This window comes from Rhizobacter terrae (genome assembly GCF_003852895.1).
Classification (GTDB): Bacteria; Pseudomonadota; Gammaproteobacteria; order Burkholderiales; family Burkholderiaceae_C; genus Albitalea; species Albitalea terrae.
Genome location: NZ_QUSW01000010.1, coordinates 263,707 through 278,575 on the forward strand (window position 1 = coordinate 263,707; position 14,869 = coordinate 278,575).

The following is a 14,869-nucleotide window of genomic DNA, read 5'->3' on the forward strand; positions in this document are numbered from 1 at the left end:
TGCCATGAAGCTGCTGAACGTTCCCTCCGCCTACATCAACGCTCCGGCGACGGCCGACAAGCCCCGCCGGTCTTTCTTCACCTCCAGCCTGGAAGACCGCGACTGGTTCGGTTCCTCGCACGACCTGGCCGAAGGCCTGATGGTGCGCGAGGTGTTCGAAACCATTCCGGCCGAGCTGTTGGACCTGGTCTGAGGAGCGCGCCATGAGCACCTTCAAGGACATGATGCCCCGCGGCAAGGGCGAACGCTTCCTGCCGGCGGTCAAGCGCCCCCACATCGACACCCGCGACGTGCTGGACACCCAGTTCTGGGCCCTGGTCTATGGTGTCACCGAGTACGAGATCCGGCATGCGGTGAACATGGTGGGCAGCTGCGCCGACACTGTGTCGCACTATCTGCGCTTCCAGGAGCGCACGGCCTGCGAGGCCCGGCACTGATGGCGGATGCGAGCGTGGCTAGCCTGGGACGAGTTCGAATGTCTTGAGATGCCGAAGCCGGCGCTCTTCCAGGGCAGCCACGGTCAATGCGCTGACGGTTCCGGCAATGGACAGCTCACGCCCGTTCAGGTCATCGCACAGCCGCTTTGCAGCCATGCGGTCGCCGGACGCGCCAATGGTGATGTGAGGCACGAACGGGATGTCCAGGCGCAGGTGCTCGGCCAGGGGCCCCTTGTAGAGCTCATCGTGAAGCCGCGACAAGCCGCTGTAGCCCTCATCCGGGACCAGGAACACGTAGGCGCGTTCGACCTCGTCGTCGGCTCCCAACATCGCATACCGGCATGTGAAGCGAACCGCCCGTGAGGAGCGGCTCAGCGCCTGGAGGTGCGCCAGGTATGTTTCCTCGGCGACCTCGCTGCAGCCAAAGACCATCGTGAAGTGGGCATCGACGAGGCCGCAGTGAGGGTCGTGCTCGCGACGAAACGCTTCAATCCATTGCGTGTCGTCGCGCGAGAGAACCGGAAAGGCCAGCGTGTAGAGCTGCTTCATTGGCAGGACATTTCCCAGGAGCCGAGCCTGGTTTTCACAGGCTGACCTGGGCCGCCTGCAAACGCGACCACAAGGCCGCGTCCGGGAAGCCACGCACGCGGTAGCGCGGCGGCGAGAAGTCGGTGGCCTCCATCAGGTGCGAGGCCAGTTCGGCGGCCACGTCCCAGGCCAGCATCAGCGACTGGTCGAGCTGGCCGTCGCGCAGGCGGATGAACACCAGCAGCTCGGTGCGCGGCAGCAGGGTGTCCACGCCCTCGGTCCAGGTGCTGTACGAGCGCAGCAGGCCGTCCTTCTCCACCACGGTGGCCGAGGCCACGAACACGTCCTTGCCGCTGCGCTGGTTCAGGTCGTCCAGCAGCGACTTCTGACCGGCGTAGCTCTGCGATTCATCCAGCAAGGCGAGGTCGGCATAGGCCTTGGCGCAGGACGCCGGCGGCGTGAACACCTCCCAGCCCTTGTCGCCCAGCTTCAAGGGCGTGAGCGACAGCCAGCGTGGTTCGGATTCCATCAGCTCGCGCGCCCGCTCGGCCAGCAGGGCCAGGCCTTTCTCGTCGCGCGCGCTGCACACCAGCAGCGTGTAGCGCAGCGGCATGAGCGCCACCGGTTCGGTCACGCCCAGGCGGTGGATGAGGTCGGGCAGCAGGATGCGCGATGACTCGTAGTTGTCGCCCCAGCTGCCTTGCCAGGCGGAGTCGCCCAGGCGCACCCAGCCACCGTGCTCGGGCAGGGCGCGCAGGTTCTGCAAGGCATCGTCCAGCGCCTGGTCGAAGCTCACCGCCCAGCCGACCAGCTGGTGCTGGTTGATGCGCTGCATCGCGTTGGGCGTGTCGAAGGCCAGGCCGATGACGAAGTCGCCCACCAGCGCGCGCGTGGCCAGGCGCTTGTCGTCGAGGTCTTCACCGGGTTCGGCGAAGCGCTGCAGGCTGAGCATGCCCATGGCTTCGTCGGCGCGGGTGCGCACGATGGGCATCAGCTGAGCACGTGCCTGCTCGTAGTTGTCGGGCGGTGTGTTCGACGCCTGCACCTGGATGCCCACGTATTTGTCCAGCACCGCGGCGCGTTGTGCACGCGGCGCCTGCTTGTACTCGTGGTAGAGGTTGCCGAGGAACAGCGCGAACTTCGACCCGTTCAACTCGCCGCGCACTTCGTTCATGCCGCGGTCGTGGGTCAGCGACGTGGCGCCGGCCTGCTGCAGCGCATCCATCACCTTGCGGGCGACCTGTTCGAGCGTCGGTCCGCCAAAGAGATCCTGAAGCCATCCCCACATCTGCGTGTCCCCCTGCACGTGCATGGCTGCATCATGGCAGCCCGGCTTGCAGTCTACGGGACCACGCGGCTCAGCGGTTCTTCCAGGTGGCCTGGGTGTCGACAAAGCCCGGCGGCGGCTCGGCGGCGGGTGCGGCGTCGGTGTCCCGCAACGGGCCGATGGAGTGGTCGAAGGTCACCCATGCCAGCCACATCGCCGTCAACATCGCGAGTGCCATGACGATGGGGTCGCTCGAGCTGAGCTGCAGCAGCGGCGCGGCCAAGGCGAGCGCCGCCAGCAGTGCGCTGATCAGCCACGGCAGGGCACGGGAGGACATCATTCCAAGGGCGAGCATTCTCGCGGTGTGTGCGACCCGATGAAGACTGGGCATGACTGACCTCGGCGTCCGTTGGGTTCGGACATTGGGCGCATTCAGGCGGCCGGTCTGTTCGTTGCCGTACCGTGCATGACCCCATTTGTCTTGACTCGGCATGAAACCCGGCCACGTGCGTTGCCGGGTCCTTCTTCGGTGGTGCTTCGGCGATCGGTGCTGTAGCGCACAGACCCCAGGCAACGGCGCGCCGCATTGTTCGGCAAGGCGTGCCCCACGCGAGCTGGCGCATCGCTACAGAACAGGACTCCATCATGACCCGCATCCATCGAAAGACCACCGACGAACGCCTGTATCTGGCAGCGGAAGACGTGTTCTCAGCGGAAGGCGGACGCCTTCCGCCTGTTCCGCCCGAGCTTGAAACCCAGATGGCCGAGCTGCGCGTGACCTGCGACGGGCCGGGCTTCGAGTACAACGGCTACCACTACGACCGACTGGCCGATGCGATGGCGTACTCGCGCCTCATGCGATCACGGCCGGAACAACAGGACACGCCGGGACCCTACCGGCGCGGCCGGCCTGCTGCGGCATCGAGCGGATCCGACAGGGAACTCATGAATGCCTGGGGCATCGCCTTGCGCGACGGGCGATATCAAGTCGATGGATTCCACTACGACAACCTGAGCGATGCAGTGCGCCAGGCGCAGGCGGCTCGGGCACGTGAGGAAGACGGCGGCCGCACCTGATGGTGCAGAGGTCTCAGCTGTCGCGGATCTCTTCGCAGGTGTCCGTGCCCGTGGAAGTCAGGCGCAGTGATCCGCTGTGCCATTCCAGCCAGTGAAGCGCGAGATAGTCTTCAACGAAGCCATCGGGAATCTGGTCTGCGCGGTCGCGGCGGATGGAATCGACGCTTGCAGGGAACTCCTGACGCAACCGATCGCTGCGCGAGGCCGGCGGCAAGGGCGTGCACATGCCGCTGCTCGAAATGAAATGCGTGGGGCGGGACAGGATCATGAACAACTCCTGGGGTTGCCCTAACTTAGCACCGAACGTACCTGTGTGGAGGGTGTGGTGTTGGCCGCTGGTGAGAGGGTGAGAGTGAGAGGGAATCCGTATGTGCACCAGCAGACAGACGGGTGCGTGGCGTCACGCCACAGTGGCACGGTCGGTACCGGCCATCGGTCCAGAACGATCTGGCAGATTCAAGTCGATGCCTCAACGTCGCATTGAAAGGATTGCCATGAAGATTCCAGTCGAAACCAAGCCGCTCCTGTGGGGCATTGCAGGTGGAGCGATAGCGCTGGCGATCGTCGGCTTCGGCTGGGGTGGGTGGACCACCGGCGGCGCGGCGGATGCAGCTGCCCGCATCCGCGTCAACGATGCCGTCGTGATGGCGCTCGCACCCGTGTGCGTGGACAAGTTCCAGCGCGCCGATGGTGCCGTGGTCCGGTTGACCGAACTCAAGCAGGCCTCCACATGGTCGCGAGGCGATCTGGTGGAGAAGGGTGGCTGGGCAGCGGTGCCGGGCAACCAGCCTCCCGAGCGCGTGACGGCGGTGGCGCAGGCATGCGCAGCCTTGCTCGCAGGCTGATCGATCACACCGGCCGCGCTACTTGTCGCAACTGATTCGGAAGCTGCCGTCCAGGTCCAGCGGCAGCACCAGCGTGCGCAGGTTCGCGGCGCGGGCCTGCGAGCACATCGCCTCGCGGGCGGTGGCGTTGTTCACGTAGTCGCTCTTGTACTCGGCGTTGAAGACCGGCTTGTTCTTCGAGGTGAAGACCTTGTAGCCCGCGCACTCCGAGTACTCGAAGCATTGCTCGTTGACGGCGAAGTCGAAGGACGGTTCCAGGTCGCTCAGCTGATCCACGTCGTTCTTCAACGCGACGCCCAGGCCGCGGCGGTGCGCCTCGTTGGCGAGGAAGCGGTTGTAGTCGAGCTGTGTGGAAGCCGTGAGCGGGAAGCCGGTCTTGTTGGCGTAGCCGTCGATGTTGTCGGGCTCGACACCATCGCAGCCCTTTGACTTCGCGAGGTCCAGGCGCGACTTCATGATCTCGCGCACGTTGGACGAGCGGGTGTCCAGCCAGTTCTCGCCAGCCCAGCCGTCGAGCTTGTTGCCCTTGTCTGCCGCCAGGAAGCGCGAGTAGTCGGAGCGCCAGTCCTCGGAGCTGCCGGCGGAGAAATAGCACACGACCTTGCGTCCCGCGGACTTCAGCTGCGAGATGGTGGTGGTGCTCACCTCGAAGAGGTCGATGTCGTAGACAGCGGCGTTGACGTCGGTCTTCAAGGTGCCGGAAAGCTGCCAGTTCCAGCTCAGGTTCGCCGTGGGCTTCCACCAGCCGGAGGGGGCTGGCGCAGGAGCCGGAGCAGGAGCAGGAGCAGGAGCAGGAGCAGGAGCAGGAGCAGGAGCAGGAGCAGGAGCGCCGATCGGCAGCTCAAAGACCTGGTTGGCGTCGGCGGTCGAACAAGCACGCAAGGAGAAGCTCAGCGCATTCAGGCTGTTCGATGCACTCAGGCACAGCTTGCTGCCGAAGTTCTTCACCTGCACGAGATGACCGTCCGGCAGCAGCTCCAGCTGGAACTGCTGGGCGGTCTTGCCGTTGCAGGTGTCGAGTTCGACGAAGGCGCCGGACGAACTGCCCGTGGCCTTGATGCACAGCGCCGTCTGCTGGTTCTTCAGTGTGTAGACGTCGGACCCAGAGGCGACCGGCGTGAAGACGAACTTCTGCAGGCTGGCGTCGCTGCACGCGGCGAGCCTGATGTCCCAGCTGGCGCTGACGGCCTCGATGCAGGCGTTGAGCTTGTGCGCCACGATGGGCGTGGTGGTCGTGGTCACGCGCGTCGTCGCCAGGATGGAGCGCTGCCCTTGCTCGTTCGCCGCCGCGGTGGCCGCAGCATCCAGCGGCGTGTCGCTCGCACCGCCGCCGCAGGCGGACATCAGGCTGGCACCGGCCAGGCTGGCCATGAGGGCGGCAATCCGCCGACGCTGGGCGGTGTCGAAGCGTGGGTTCACAAGGGTCTCCGCGATGTTGGGTCGTCGTTCGTGGCGCGGTACCGGTTCCAGTGAACGGCGCGCGCAAACGACTATCGCAGAGGATCTGCCTCAAAACCTCAGTTGCAGTTGTGACTTCGGATACGAAAGCCAGCTAGAACAGGAAGTACCGCTGGGCCATCGGCAGGCTCTTCGCGGGCTCGCAGGTCAGCAGCACGCCATCGGCGCGCACTTCGTAAGTCTGCGGGTCGATCTCCATCTTCGGCGCGTAGCCGTTGAGCAGCATGTGCTGCTTCTTCGCCGTGCGGCAGCCCTTCACCGCCGAGACGTGCTTGTGCAGGTTCAGCACCTCGTGCACGCCGCCGGCGATGGCCGCCTGGCTCAGGAAGGTGAGAGAGCCCTTGGCCAGCGCACCGCCGAAGCTGCCGAACATCGGCCGGTAGTGCACCGGCTGCGGCGTGGGAATGGAGGCGTTCGGATCGCCCATCGCCGCTGCCGCAATGAAGCCGCCCTTGAGGATGAGCGAGGGCTTCACGCCGAAGAAGGCCGGCTTCCACAGCACGAGGTCGGCCCACTTGCCTTCCTCGATGCTGCCCACCTCGTGCGACACGCCGTTGGCGATGGCGGGGTTGATGGTGTACTTGGCGACGTAGCGCTTGATGCGGAAGTTGTCGTTGCGGCTGTTGCCGTCGGCCGCACCCGACGATGCAGGCGCGAGCCACCCCCGCTGCTGCTTCATCTTGTGCGCCGTCTGCCAGGTGCGCATGATGACCTCGCCCACGCGGCCCATGGCCTGCGAGTCGGAGCTGAACATGCTGATCGCGCCCAGGTCGTGCAGCACGTCCTCCGCGGCGATCGTCTCGCGGCGGATGCGGCTCTCGGCGAAGGCCAGGTCCTCGGCGATGCTGGCGTCCAGGTGGTGGCACACCATCAGCATGTCCAGGTGCTCGTCCACCGTGTTGACGGTGTAGGGCATGGTCGGGTTGGTGGAAGAAGGCAGGAAGTTCTGCTCGCCCACCACGCGCAGGATGTCCGGCGCATGCCCGCCGCCCGCGCCTTCGGTGTGGAAGGCGCACAGCGTTCGGCCCTTCGTGGCCGCGATGGTGTCTTCCACGAAGCCCGATTCATTGAGCGTGTCGCTGTGGATGCTGACCTGCGTGTCGGTCTCGTCGGCGACGCCCAGGCAGCAGTCGATGGCCGACGGCGTGGTGCCCCAGTCCTCGTGCAGCTTCAGGCCGATGGCGCCTGCCTCGACCTGCTGGCGCAGCGCCTGTGGCTGGCTGGCGTTGCCCTTGCCGAGGAACCCGAGGTTCATCGGGAAGGCATCGGCCGCCTGCAGCATGCGGGCGATGTTCTCCGGCCCCGGCGTGCAGGTGGTGGCGAAGGTGCCGGTGGCCGGGCCCGTGCCGCCGCCCAGCATGGTGGTGACGCCGCTCATCAGCGCCTCTTCGATCTGCTGCGGGCAGATGAAATGGATGTGGCTGTCGATGCCGCCGGCCGTGACGATCATCCCCTCGGCCGCGATGACCTCGGTGCCCGGGCCGATGACGATGTCCACGCCCGGCTGCACGTCGGGGTTGCCTGCCTTGCCGATCTTCGCGATGCGCGAGCCGCGCAGACCGATGTCGGCCTTGATGATGCCCCAGTGGTCGATGATGAGCGCGTTGGTCAGCACGCAATCCATCGCCTCGTGCGCACCCGGACCGTTCACCCGTTGCGATTGGCCCATGCCGTCGCGGATGGTCTTGCCGCCGCCGAACTTCACCTCCTCGCCATAGACGGTGAGGTCGTGTTCCACTTCGACGATGAGGTCGGTGTCGGCCAGGCGAAGTCGATCGCCGGTGGTGGGGCCGAACATCTCGGCATAGGCGCGCTTGGAAATGTGGGCCATGGTCTAGAGCGCTCCCTGCACGAGGCCGCGGAATCCGAACACCTGCCGGTCGCCGGCATAGTCCACCAGCTCCACCGTGCGCTGCTGGCCCGGCTCGAAGCGCACTGCCGTGCCCGACGCGATGTTCAATCGCATGCCGCGCGCCGCCTCGCGGTCGAAGCGCAGGGCGGCATTGGTCTCGGCGAAGTGGTAGTGCGAGCCGACCTGGATGGGCCGGTCGCCGCTGTTCTCCACCACCACGGTGAGGCTGCGGCGGCCGGTGTTGAGCGCAATGTCACCCGCGTCGGTGATGAGCTCGCCGGGGATCATGCGAAGGGCCCGAGCAGCACCGCGCCGAACAGCGCGAGCGCTGCGCCGCCCAGGCGAGGCAGCCAGGGCGCATGACGCGGCAGCCAGCGGCCCAGCAGCACGCCCACCGACATGATGAGCAGCGTGGCGGCGAGCATGCCGGCCAGCGACAGATATTGTTCGGGCCCGGCCAGCTCGACGCCGTGCGCCACGCCGTGCACCAGCGCGAAGCCGGCGGCCAGCAATGCCGCGGCCCACGAAGGCAGGTGCCAGCGCATGGCGATCAACAGGCCCAGCACCAGCACCGAGCAGGCGACCAGCGGTTCGACGACCGCGATGGGCGCATTCATGAAGCCGAGCATCGCGCCCACCACCATCATGGCCGCGAAGATGACGGGCGTGACGACCGCACGCTTGGCCGTCATCGCGCTCCACAGGCCCACGGCCAGCATGGCGGCCCAGTGGTCGGCACCGCTCAGCGGATGCACGAAGCCGGCGCGCAAGGCGTCGATGGCATCGGTGTGGACATGCCCGTCGACACCGACGTGCGCCAGGCACAGGGCCGGCGTGGCGGTGAGTGCCAGAACTGCAGCGATGCGGCGGCCAGAGGCGGCTTGCCATGGAGTCATGCGCGTTCTCCTCAAACGATGGGTTGGTGCACGGTCACGAGCTTCGTGCCGTCGGGGAAGGTCGCTTCCATCTGGATCTCGGGGATCATCTCCGCCACGCCTTCCATCACGTCGGCGCGCGTGAGCACGGTCTTGCCCTCGCTCATCAGCTCCGCGACCGACTTCCCGTCGCGCGCCCCTTCCATGATGGCCGCGCTGATCAGCGCCACCGCTTCGGGGTAGTTGAGCTTGAGCCCGCGCGCCTTGCGGCGTTCCGCCAGCAGTGCTGCCGTGAAGATCAGCAGCTTGTCCTTCTCGCGGGGCGTGAGTTCCATGGGGGCTGGCGATAGCAGGAGGTGTGCCACTGTACCCGGGAATGCCCGTAGGTCCGGCGGCATGGCGCTTGCGGAAGGAGGCATCGCCATGTCTGCCGTTCCCAGTCCGAACGCCGACGCACCCCGTGTCGGCCCCGCGGTGTCCACTTCGGTGCGCACCGAGGCGGTGCAGCGCGTCGTCAAGGTGCGTCGCGACTACAACGAGTGGGTGGCGCGCGAGACCATGGAGGACTACGCGCTGCGCTTCACGCCGCACAGCTTTCGCAAATGGTCGGAGCTGCGGGTGGCGAACACGGCCTTCGGTGCGGCGTCCTTCCTGGTGCTGGAAGCCGTGGGCGCCACGCTGCTGGTGGAGTACGGCTTCGTCAACGCCTTCTGGGCGATCATCGCCACGGGCCTCATCATCTTCCTGGCCGGCCTGCCCATCAGCCGCTATGCCGCACGGCATGGCGTGGACATGGACCTGCTCACCCGCGGCGCAGGCTTCGGCTACATCGGGTCCACGGTCACCTCACTGATCTACGCGAGCTTCACCTTCATCTTCTTCGCGCTCGAAGCCGCGGTGATGGCCTATGCGCTGGAGCTGGCCTTCGACATCCCGCCTGCCTGGGGCTACCTCATCTGCGCCCTGGTGGTGGTGCCCTTGGTGACGCACGGCGTGACCATCATCAGCCGGCTGCAGGTGTGGACGCAGCCGCTGTGGATCCTGCTGCTGGTGGTGCCCTACGTGTTCGTGTTCCAGAAGAACCCGGGCGTGCTGAAGGACCTGGTCGGCTACGCGGGCTCGGCCGGGCAGGGTGGGCACTTCAACGTGGCCATGTTCGGCGCGGCGATGACGGTGGGCATTGCGCTCATCACGCAGATGGGCGAGCAGGTGGACTACCTGCGCTTCATGCCGGCGCTGACGAAGAAGAACCGGGTGAAATGGTGGGCGGGCGTGCTCATCGGCGGGCCGGGCTGGGTGGTGCCGGGCGTGATCAAGATGCTCGGCGGCGCGCTGCTCGCGTTCCTGGCCATCAGCCACGCACTGCCGGTGGATCGCGCGGTGGACCCCAACCAGATGTACCTCGCGGCCTACGAGTACGTCTTCCCGCGCACCACCTGGGCGATCGCGGCGACGGCGCTGCTGGTGGTGGTGTCGCAGCTCAAGATCAACGTGACCAACGCCTACGCCGGGTCGCTGGCGTGGTCGAACTTCTTCGCCCGCCTCACGCACAGCCACCCCGGGCGGGTGGTGTGGGTCATCTTCAACACCATCATTGCCTTGATGCTGATGGAGCTGAATGTGTTCTCGGCGCTGGGGCGGGTGCTGGGGCTGTACTCCAACATCGCCATCAGCTGGATGATGGCGGTGGTGGCCGACCTGGTGATCAACAAGCCGATGGGCTGGTCGCCCAAGGGCATCGAGTTCAAGCGGGCGCATTTGTACGACATCAATCCGGTGGGAGTCGGCGCGATGGGGCTGGCGTCAGCGGTGTCGATCGCGGCGTATCTCGGCTGGCTCGGGGCGATGGCGCAGGCGTTCTCGGCCTTGATTGCGCTGGCGACGGCGTTCGTGGCGTCGCCGCTGATTGCGTGGTGGACGAAAGGGAAGTACTACCTGGCGCGGGAGCCGGTCACGCCCGGTCAAACAACGCCCGTGGATCCGGCTTCGCCGGTCCACAGGGTGGCGCCCCTTGGGGGCAGGAGCGTAGCGACTGGGGGGCTCACCTCCTGCACCATCTGCGAACGGGTTTATGAACCCGACGACATGGCCTACTGCCCCGCCTACCTCGGCCACATCTGCTCGCTGTGCTGTTCCCTCGACGCCCGCTGCAACGACATGTGCAAGCCCGAAGCGAGCTGGTCCGCCCAGTGGCAAGCGGCGGCCCGCAAGCTCCTGCCCAGCGTCATGTGGGGCAAGCTCGACACCGAACTCGGCCGCTACCTGCTGGCCATGAGCGCCATCGTGCCGATGCTGGGCATGCTCTTCTACATGATCTACCAGCACGAGCTGCGGCAGATCACCGACATGCCCGATGGTGCGCGCGAAGCACTCGCACAGGGCATCGCCCTGGGCTTCATCAAGGTCTATGCCGCGCTGGTGGTCGTCACCGCCATCGTCACCTGGTGGATCGTGCTCACCCACAAGAGCCGCCAGGTCGCGCAGGAAGAAAGCAACCGCCAGACGCAGGCGCTCAACGAGCAGGCACGCGCACTGCGCCACGAGATCGAATCCCACCAGCGTACCGACGAGGCCTTGCAGCAGGCCAAGCGCACCGCCGACCTCGCCAACCAGGCCAAGAGCCGCTACATCTCGTCCATCAGCCACGAGTTGAGGACGCCGCTGAACAGCATCATCGGCTACGCGCAGCTGCTCGACGAGGATGAAAGCGTGCCCGCCCACCGCAAGCAGGCGGTGAGCGTGATCCGCCGCGGCGGGGACCACCTGCTGTCGCTCATCGAAGGCACGCTGGACATCGCGCGCATCGAAGGCGGCAAGCTCACGCTGGACGTGAAGCCCATGCGCTTCCAGGAATGCGTGCAGCAGATCGTGCGCATGTTCGAGCTGCAGGCCGCGGGCAAGGGCCTGGCGTTCCGCCATGAGGTGAACGGCAGCATTCCGGACGTGGTGCGCACCGACGAGAAGCGCATGCGGCAGGTGCTCATCAACGTGCTGGGCAACGCGGTGAAGTTCACCAGCGTGGGCCAGGTGGTGTTCCGCCTGAGCTATGCACGCGAGATGGCCGTCTTCGAGATCGAGGACACCGGCCCCGGCATCGGGCCCCACGAGATCGCGCAGGTGTTCGAGCCCTTCGCCCGCGGCAGCGCGGTGAGCAGCGCGGCCGGCGGCGGCACGGGCCTGGGCCTGACCATCAGCAAGATGCTCACCGACCTGATGGGCGGCGAGATGACGGTGCACAGCCAGGTGGCCACCGAGGCCGACCCGACCTCGGGCACGCTGTTCCGCATCCGCCTGTTCCTGCCCGAGGTCCGTGCCGCGGTGGCCGAACGCGAGCTGCCGCGCGTGGCGCGCATCGGCTACGAAGGCGAGCGCCGCATGGTGCTGGTGGTGGACAACGAAGAGGTGGACCGCGACCTGCTCGTCAACGTGCTCGCGCCGCTGGGCTTCGACGTGCGCCGGGCGGCATCAGGGCATGAATGCCTGGCCATGCTGAGCGAGATCCAGCCGCATGCCATCCTCATGGACCTCGCCATGCCTGGCATCGACGGCTGGGAAACCATCCGCCGCATGCGCCGCGAGGGCCTGAGCAAGGCGCCGGTGGCCATCGTGTCTGCCAATGCGTTCGACCGCGGCCTGGACAACGACGTGGGCATCGTGCCCGGCGACTTCGTGCTCAAGCCGGTGCGCAAGTCCGAACTGCTCGACTGGCTGGGCCGTGCGCTTGCGCTGCAATGGCTGAACGCGCCGCTGCCCTCGTCCCCGGTGGTCACCGCGCCAGTCAAGCCGGCGGAGTTCGTCCTGCCCGACGAGCGTCGCATCAAGGCGCTCGAAGACCACATCCAGCTCGGCTACTTCCGCGGCATCGTCAGGCAGCTCGACGAGATTGCCGCCGAGTCGCCGCAATGCGCTGCCTTCGTCGCCCACATGCGCGACCTGGCGCGCCAATTCCAACTCGACGCCATGAGCGGCGTTCTCCGAAAGGCACGCGATGCACGTCTCGCTGATTGACCTTCCCATGGCCGCGAAACTGCCGGGGCGCGACGACATCGACCGCCCGACCGCCGACCTCGTGCTCATCGTGGACGACGTGCCCGACAACCTCTCGCTGCTGCACGATGCGCTGGACGAGGCCGGCTACACCGTGCTCGTGGCCACCAGCGGCGAGGCTGCCTTGCAGCGCGCGGCGCAGGCGCTGCCCGACATCGTGCTGCTGGACGCGATGATGCCCGGCATGGATGGCTTCGAGGTCGCGCGCCGCCTGAAGGCCATGCCCGAGACGGCGCACATCCCCATCGTCTTCATGACCGGCTTGACGGAGACGGAGCACGTGGTCACCGCCTTCCAGTCCGGCGGTGTGGACTACGTGACCAAGCCCATCCGCCCGCGCGAGGTGCTGGCGCGCATCGCCGTGCACATGCAGGGCGCACGGCAGGCCCGCCAGGCGCGCAACGCGCTGGATGCGTTCGGCCACGCGACCATGGCCATCCACATCGGCAGCGCCCGGGCGGTGTGGCAGACGCCGCTGGCGCGCAAGCTGCTGCAAGACTACTTCGGCGAGGCGCTGGCCGGCACGGCCACCAGCGAGGTGCCGAAGCAGTTGCTGAGCTGGCTGCAGGCGCAGTCCGACTTGGCAGCGCAGGGGCACCCGCCCCGGCCGCTGGCTTTGGTGAATGGCGCGCGCCAGCTCGTCATCAATTTGCAGGAGCGCACCAGCGACGAAGACTGGCTCATCGTCATGCGCGAGGTCTCCGACACCGCGGTGGTGGAGGCCATGATGCAAAGCTTCCGGCTCACGCTGCGCGAGGCCGAGGTGCTGTACTGGGTGGTCAAGGGCAAGACCAACCGCGACATTGGAGACATCCTCGGCTCCAGTCCGGCGACGGTGAAGAAGCACCTGGAACACGTCTACGAAAAACTGGGTGTGGAGACCCGCACCGCAGCGGCCGGCTTGGCGATGAGCAAGGTGAGCGAACTGGCGAGGCGCTGAGTCGTGCAGTCGCAGGCCTGCCAAAGGCCGCATGCCGGTGCCATGGAGGAGCGATGCCGCCAGCCACGCAGGAATTCCTGAGCCTGCGCGGCGTCGAGATCGCGGGGATGCCGCTTCCCGTGGAAGACGACGTAGCGACGAATCCAGTCGACGCATGTGGTTTCGGCTCGGATGGAATCGTGCCGCAGCCGGACTTGGTCGCGCACTTGGTCGAGAAGGCGTCGACGAGAGGTGTCTGAAGGAAATGCATGGTTGGCCGACGAGACGGGTGACAACGTTTGCTTGAACCCGTCGGTCCGCGTCGCGTTTTCGCGGTTGTGCGGCAGAATCGAAGGGGTGGTTCATCCGCAGAAATTTAGGCGGCCTAATCTGCTGGGGAAATCGCCCTGCAGGGCGGTTCACTACACCGCCCACGAGGGAGAAGGGCATAAAGACAATGGAATCGACGATGGACGTTAGGCCGACAATGCTGTGCTTTGGTGTTCGGGCTAATTGACGTTAGGCCGCATGAAGCGACATCTTGCATTCGCGTTGCTGCTTGCACTGTCTAGCGGAGTCTTCGCAGAATCAAACTGCCAAGCGCATTCGAAAGCAACCGGCTCGTTCAAGCAGGCCGTGGGGAGGGTGAGCAAATTGCCAGAGTTGCAGGAGTGGAAGGCAAGGCACAAATTTCCAGTCGCTTACGGCTTCGGAGACGACAAGCAAGAGTTCGTCTCTGGCATATGTCGCTGGGTCGTCCCTGTGTTTGCCGACCGGCCGGAGCGACTTGAGGCTTGGAACACCTTCTATGTCTCGGCAGCGAGCCGAACCATCTATGTCATGAATCAAGTCACGGGCGAGCCGCAAACTATCGCCGAGTGGCGAAACGAGCGAAGGTCCACGCAGCGTCACAATGCGCCCTAACCCTTCCATCGAGCGGACGGTTTCCAGCGGGCTGCGCCCGCTTCCAGCCGCCGCTCATGTCAAACGTTAGGCCCCAGGGACACGCCAACCATGCCAAGCTTCATCGCGAAAGACGGTCGCCACTTCGTCGCGTACGTCACGGGTCCGTCGCATGTGCTGCTTGGAGTTAGGTTCGTCGAGCATCCCGCTGAGCCCAAGCTCGTCAAAGAGGCACCGCAAGGCACTTGCTCTCATAGTCCGCTTGATGAACTCCAAGTTCGAGAGGCCGTGCAAGAAGCTCTGGCTGCCTTTCGGGCCGAAGCAGGTGCCAATCTCCACGCGGCAGAGATCGTCTACGTGGAGAACGACTCTCCGCACTATGACCTGTTTCGCATTGCCGCCCAACTCCTGGCCAAGCACTATGTCAGCGGCGCTGAGTTCAAGCGTGTGGCCTAACCCTTCCATCGAGCGGACGGTTTCCAGCGGGCTTCGCCCGCCTCCAGCCGCCGCTCATGTCAAACGTTAGGCCGCATAGCCCGCGTACTGCATGAACTCGCGCTTTCGCTTCTCGTATGAGCCCGATTGGCGCATCGCGCCACTTGCGTTCTGGGTGCACGTCCCAAAGGCGGATGCGCCACTTGAATACGAGCCGCCTGCGCCC

17 protein-coding genes are annotated in these 14,869 nt (G+C 66.1%); 7 read left to right on the forward strand and 10 right to left on the reverse strand.

Annotated features, from left to right (window positions below; all coding sequences use genetic code 11):
* Window positions 1-4 precede the first annotated feature (4 nt).
* On the forward strand, window positions 5-193 hold the full coding sequence (locus tag DZC73_RS27705; protein WP_124543621.1) for a hypothetical protein: 189 nt from the start codon (window positions 5-7) through the stop codon (window positions 191-193).
* A gap of 10 nt (window positions 194-203) precedes the next feature.
* Window positions 204-437, forward strand: coding sequence for a DUF3606 domain-containing protein (locus DZC73_RS27710; protein WP_198415005.1), 234 nt, complete (start codon window positions 204-206; stop codon window positions 435-437).
* 18 nt (window positions 438-455) lie between these two features.
* Here the strand turns inward: DZC73_RS27710 and DZC73_RS27715 are convergent, their stop codons facing one another.
* The 3 genes from DZC73_RS27715 to DZC73_RS27725 form a co-directional block, all read right to left on the reverse strand.
* Window positions 456-986, reverse strand: coding sequence for a 2'-5' RNA ligase family protein (locus tag DZC73_RS27715; RefSeq protein ID WP_124543622.1), 531 nt, complete (start codon window positions 984-986; stop codon window positions 456-458).
* 34 nt (window positions 987-1,020) lie between these two features.
* On the reverse strand, window positions 1,021-2,253 hold the full coding sequence (locus DZC73_RS27720) for a hypothetical protein (RefSeq protein ID WP_124543623.1): 1,233 nt from the start codon (window positions 2,251-2,253) through the stop codon (window positions 1,021-1,023).
* Between the two features lie 70 nt (window positions 2,254-2,323).
* The gene (locus DZC73_RS27725; protein ID WP_124543624.1) at window positions 2,324-2,572 is read right to left on the reverse strand and encodes a hypothetical protein; all 249 of its coding nucleotides are present in this window, start codon (window positions 2,570-2,572) and stop codon (window positions 2,324-2,326) included.
* 305 nt (window positions 2,573-2,877) lie between these two features.
* On the opposite strand from DZC73_RS27725, the gene DZC73_RS27730 reads away from it, so the two are divergent.
* Window positions 2,878-3,309, forward strand: a complete 432-nt coding sequence (locus tag DZC73_RS27730; RefSeq protein WP_124543625.1) for a hypothetical protein — start codon at window positions 2,878-2,880, stop codon at window positions 3,307-3,309.
* A gap of 13 nt (window positions 3,310-3,322) precedes the next feature.
* Here DZC73_RS27730 and DZC73_RS27735 read toward each other — a convergent pair whose 3' ends face one another.
* Entirely contained in the window at window positions 3,323-3,577 is a 255-nt protein-coding gene (locus tag DZC73_RS27735; RefSeq protein WP_124543626.1) for a hypothetical protein, read from the reverse strand.
* Window positions 3,578-3,803: 226 nt separating this feature from the next.
* On the opposite strand from DZC73_RS27735, the gene DZC73_RS27740 reads away from it, so the two are divergent.
* Entirely contained in the window at window positions 3,804-4,154 is a 351-nt protein-coding gene (locus tag DZC73_RS27740; RefSeq protein WP_124543627.1) for a hypothetical protein, read from the forward strand.
* 18 nt (window positions 4,155-4,172) lie between these two features.
* On the opposite strand, the gene DZC73_RS27745 is transcribed toward DZC73_RS27740, so the two are convergent.
* The 5 genes from DZC73_RS27745 to ureA form a co-directional block, all read right to left on the reverse strand.
* Window positions 4,173-5,573, reverse strand: a complete 1,401-nt coding sequence (locus tag DZC73_RS27745; RefSeq protein WP_124543628.1) for an endo alpha-1,4 polygalactosaminidase — start codon at window positions 5,571-5,573, stop codon at window positions 4,173-4,175.
* 133 nt (window positions 5,574-5,706) lie between these two features.
* Window positions 5,707-7,443 carry an urease subunit alpha gene (ureC, locus tag DZC73_RS27750; RefSeq protein ID WP_124543629.1) on the reverse strand — a complete coding sequence of 579 codons (1,737 nt, stop codon included), beginning with the start codon at window positions 7,441-7,443 and terminating at the stop codon, window positions 5,707-5,709.
* A 3-nt stretch (window positions 7,444-7,446) separates the two neighbouring features.
* Entirely contained in the window at window positions 7,447-7,752 is a 306-nt protein-coding gene (locus DZC73_RS27755; protein ID WP_124543630.1) for an urease subunit beta, read from the reverse strand.
* The gene (locus DZC73_RS27760) at window positions 7,749-8,360 is read right to left on the reverse strand and encodes a HupE/UreJ family protein (protein WP_124543631.1); all 612 of its coding nucleotides are present in this window, start codon (window positions 8,358-8,360) and stop codon (window positions 7,749-7,751) included. The genes DZC73_RS27755 and DZC73_RS27760 overlap by 4 nt, the downstream gene beginning before the upstream one ends.
* Window positions 8,361-8,371: 11 nt before the next feature.
* The gene (gene ureA / locus DZC73_RS27765; protein WP_124543632.1) at window positions 8,372-8,674 is read right to left on the reverse strand and encodes an urease subunit gamma; all 303 of its coding nucleotides are present in this window, start codon (window positions 8,672-8,674) and stop codon (window positions 8,372-8,374) included.
* Window positions 8,675-8,762: 88 nt separating this feature from the next.
* On the opposite strand from ureA, the gene DZC73_RS27770 reads away from it, so the two are divergent.
* Window positions 8,763-12,347: an ATP-binding protein gene (locus DZC73_RS27770; protein ID WP_124543633.1), complete on the forward strand. Its 3,585-nt coding sequence runs from the start codon at window positions 8,763-8,765 to the stop codon at window positions 12,345-12,347.
* A 7-nt stretch (window positions 12,348-12,354) separates the two neighbouring features.
* Window positions 12,355-13,326 (forward strand): response regulator, encoded by a 972-nt coding sequence (locus DZC73_RS27775; protein ID WP_124543634.1) that lies wholly within the window; start codon window positions 12,355-12,357, stop codon window positions 13,324-13,326.
* On the opposite strand, the gene DZC73_RS30745 is transcribed toward DZC73_RS27775, so the two are convergent.
* Window positions 13,245-13,532, reverse strand: coding sequence for a phage integrase N-terminal SAM-like domain-containing protein (locus tag DZC73_RS30745; protein ID WP_407924131.1), 288 nt, complete (start codon window positions 13,530-13,532; stop codon window positions 13,245-13,247). The two genes, DZC73_RS27775 and DZC73_RS30745, sit on opposite strands and share 82 nt — an antisense overlap.
* 787 nt (window positions 13,533-14,319) lie before the next feature.
* Between DZC73_RS30745 and DZC73_RS27785 the strand changes: the two genes are divergently transcribed.
* Window positions 14,320-14,664 (forward strand): hypothetical protein, encoded by a 345-nt coding sequence (locus tag DZC73_RS27785; RefSeq protein WP_124543635.1) that lies wholly within the window; start codon window positions 14,320-14,322, stop codon window positions 14,662-14,664.
* Window positions 14,665-14,869 lie beyond the last annotated feature (205 nt).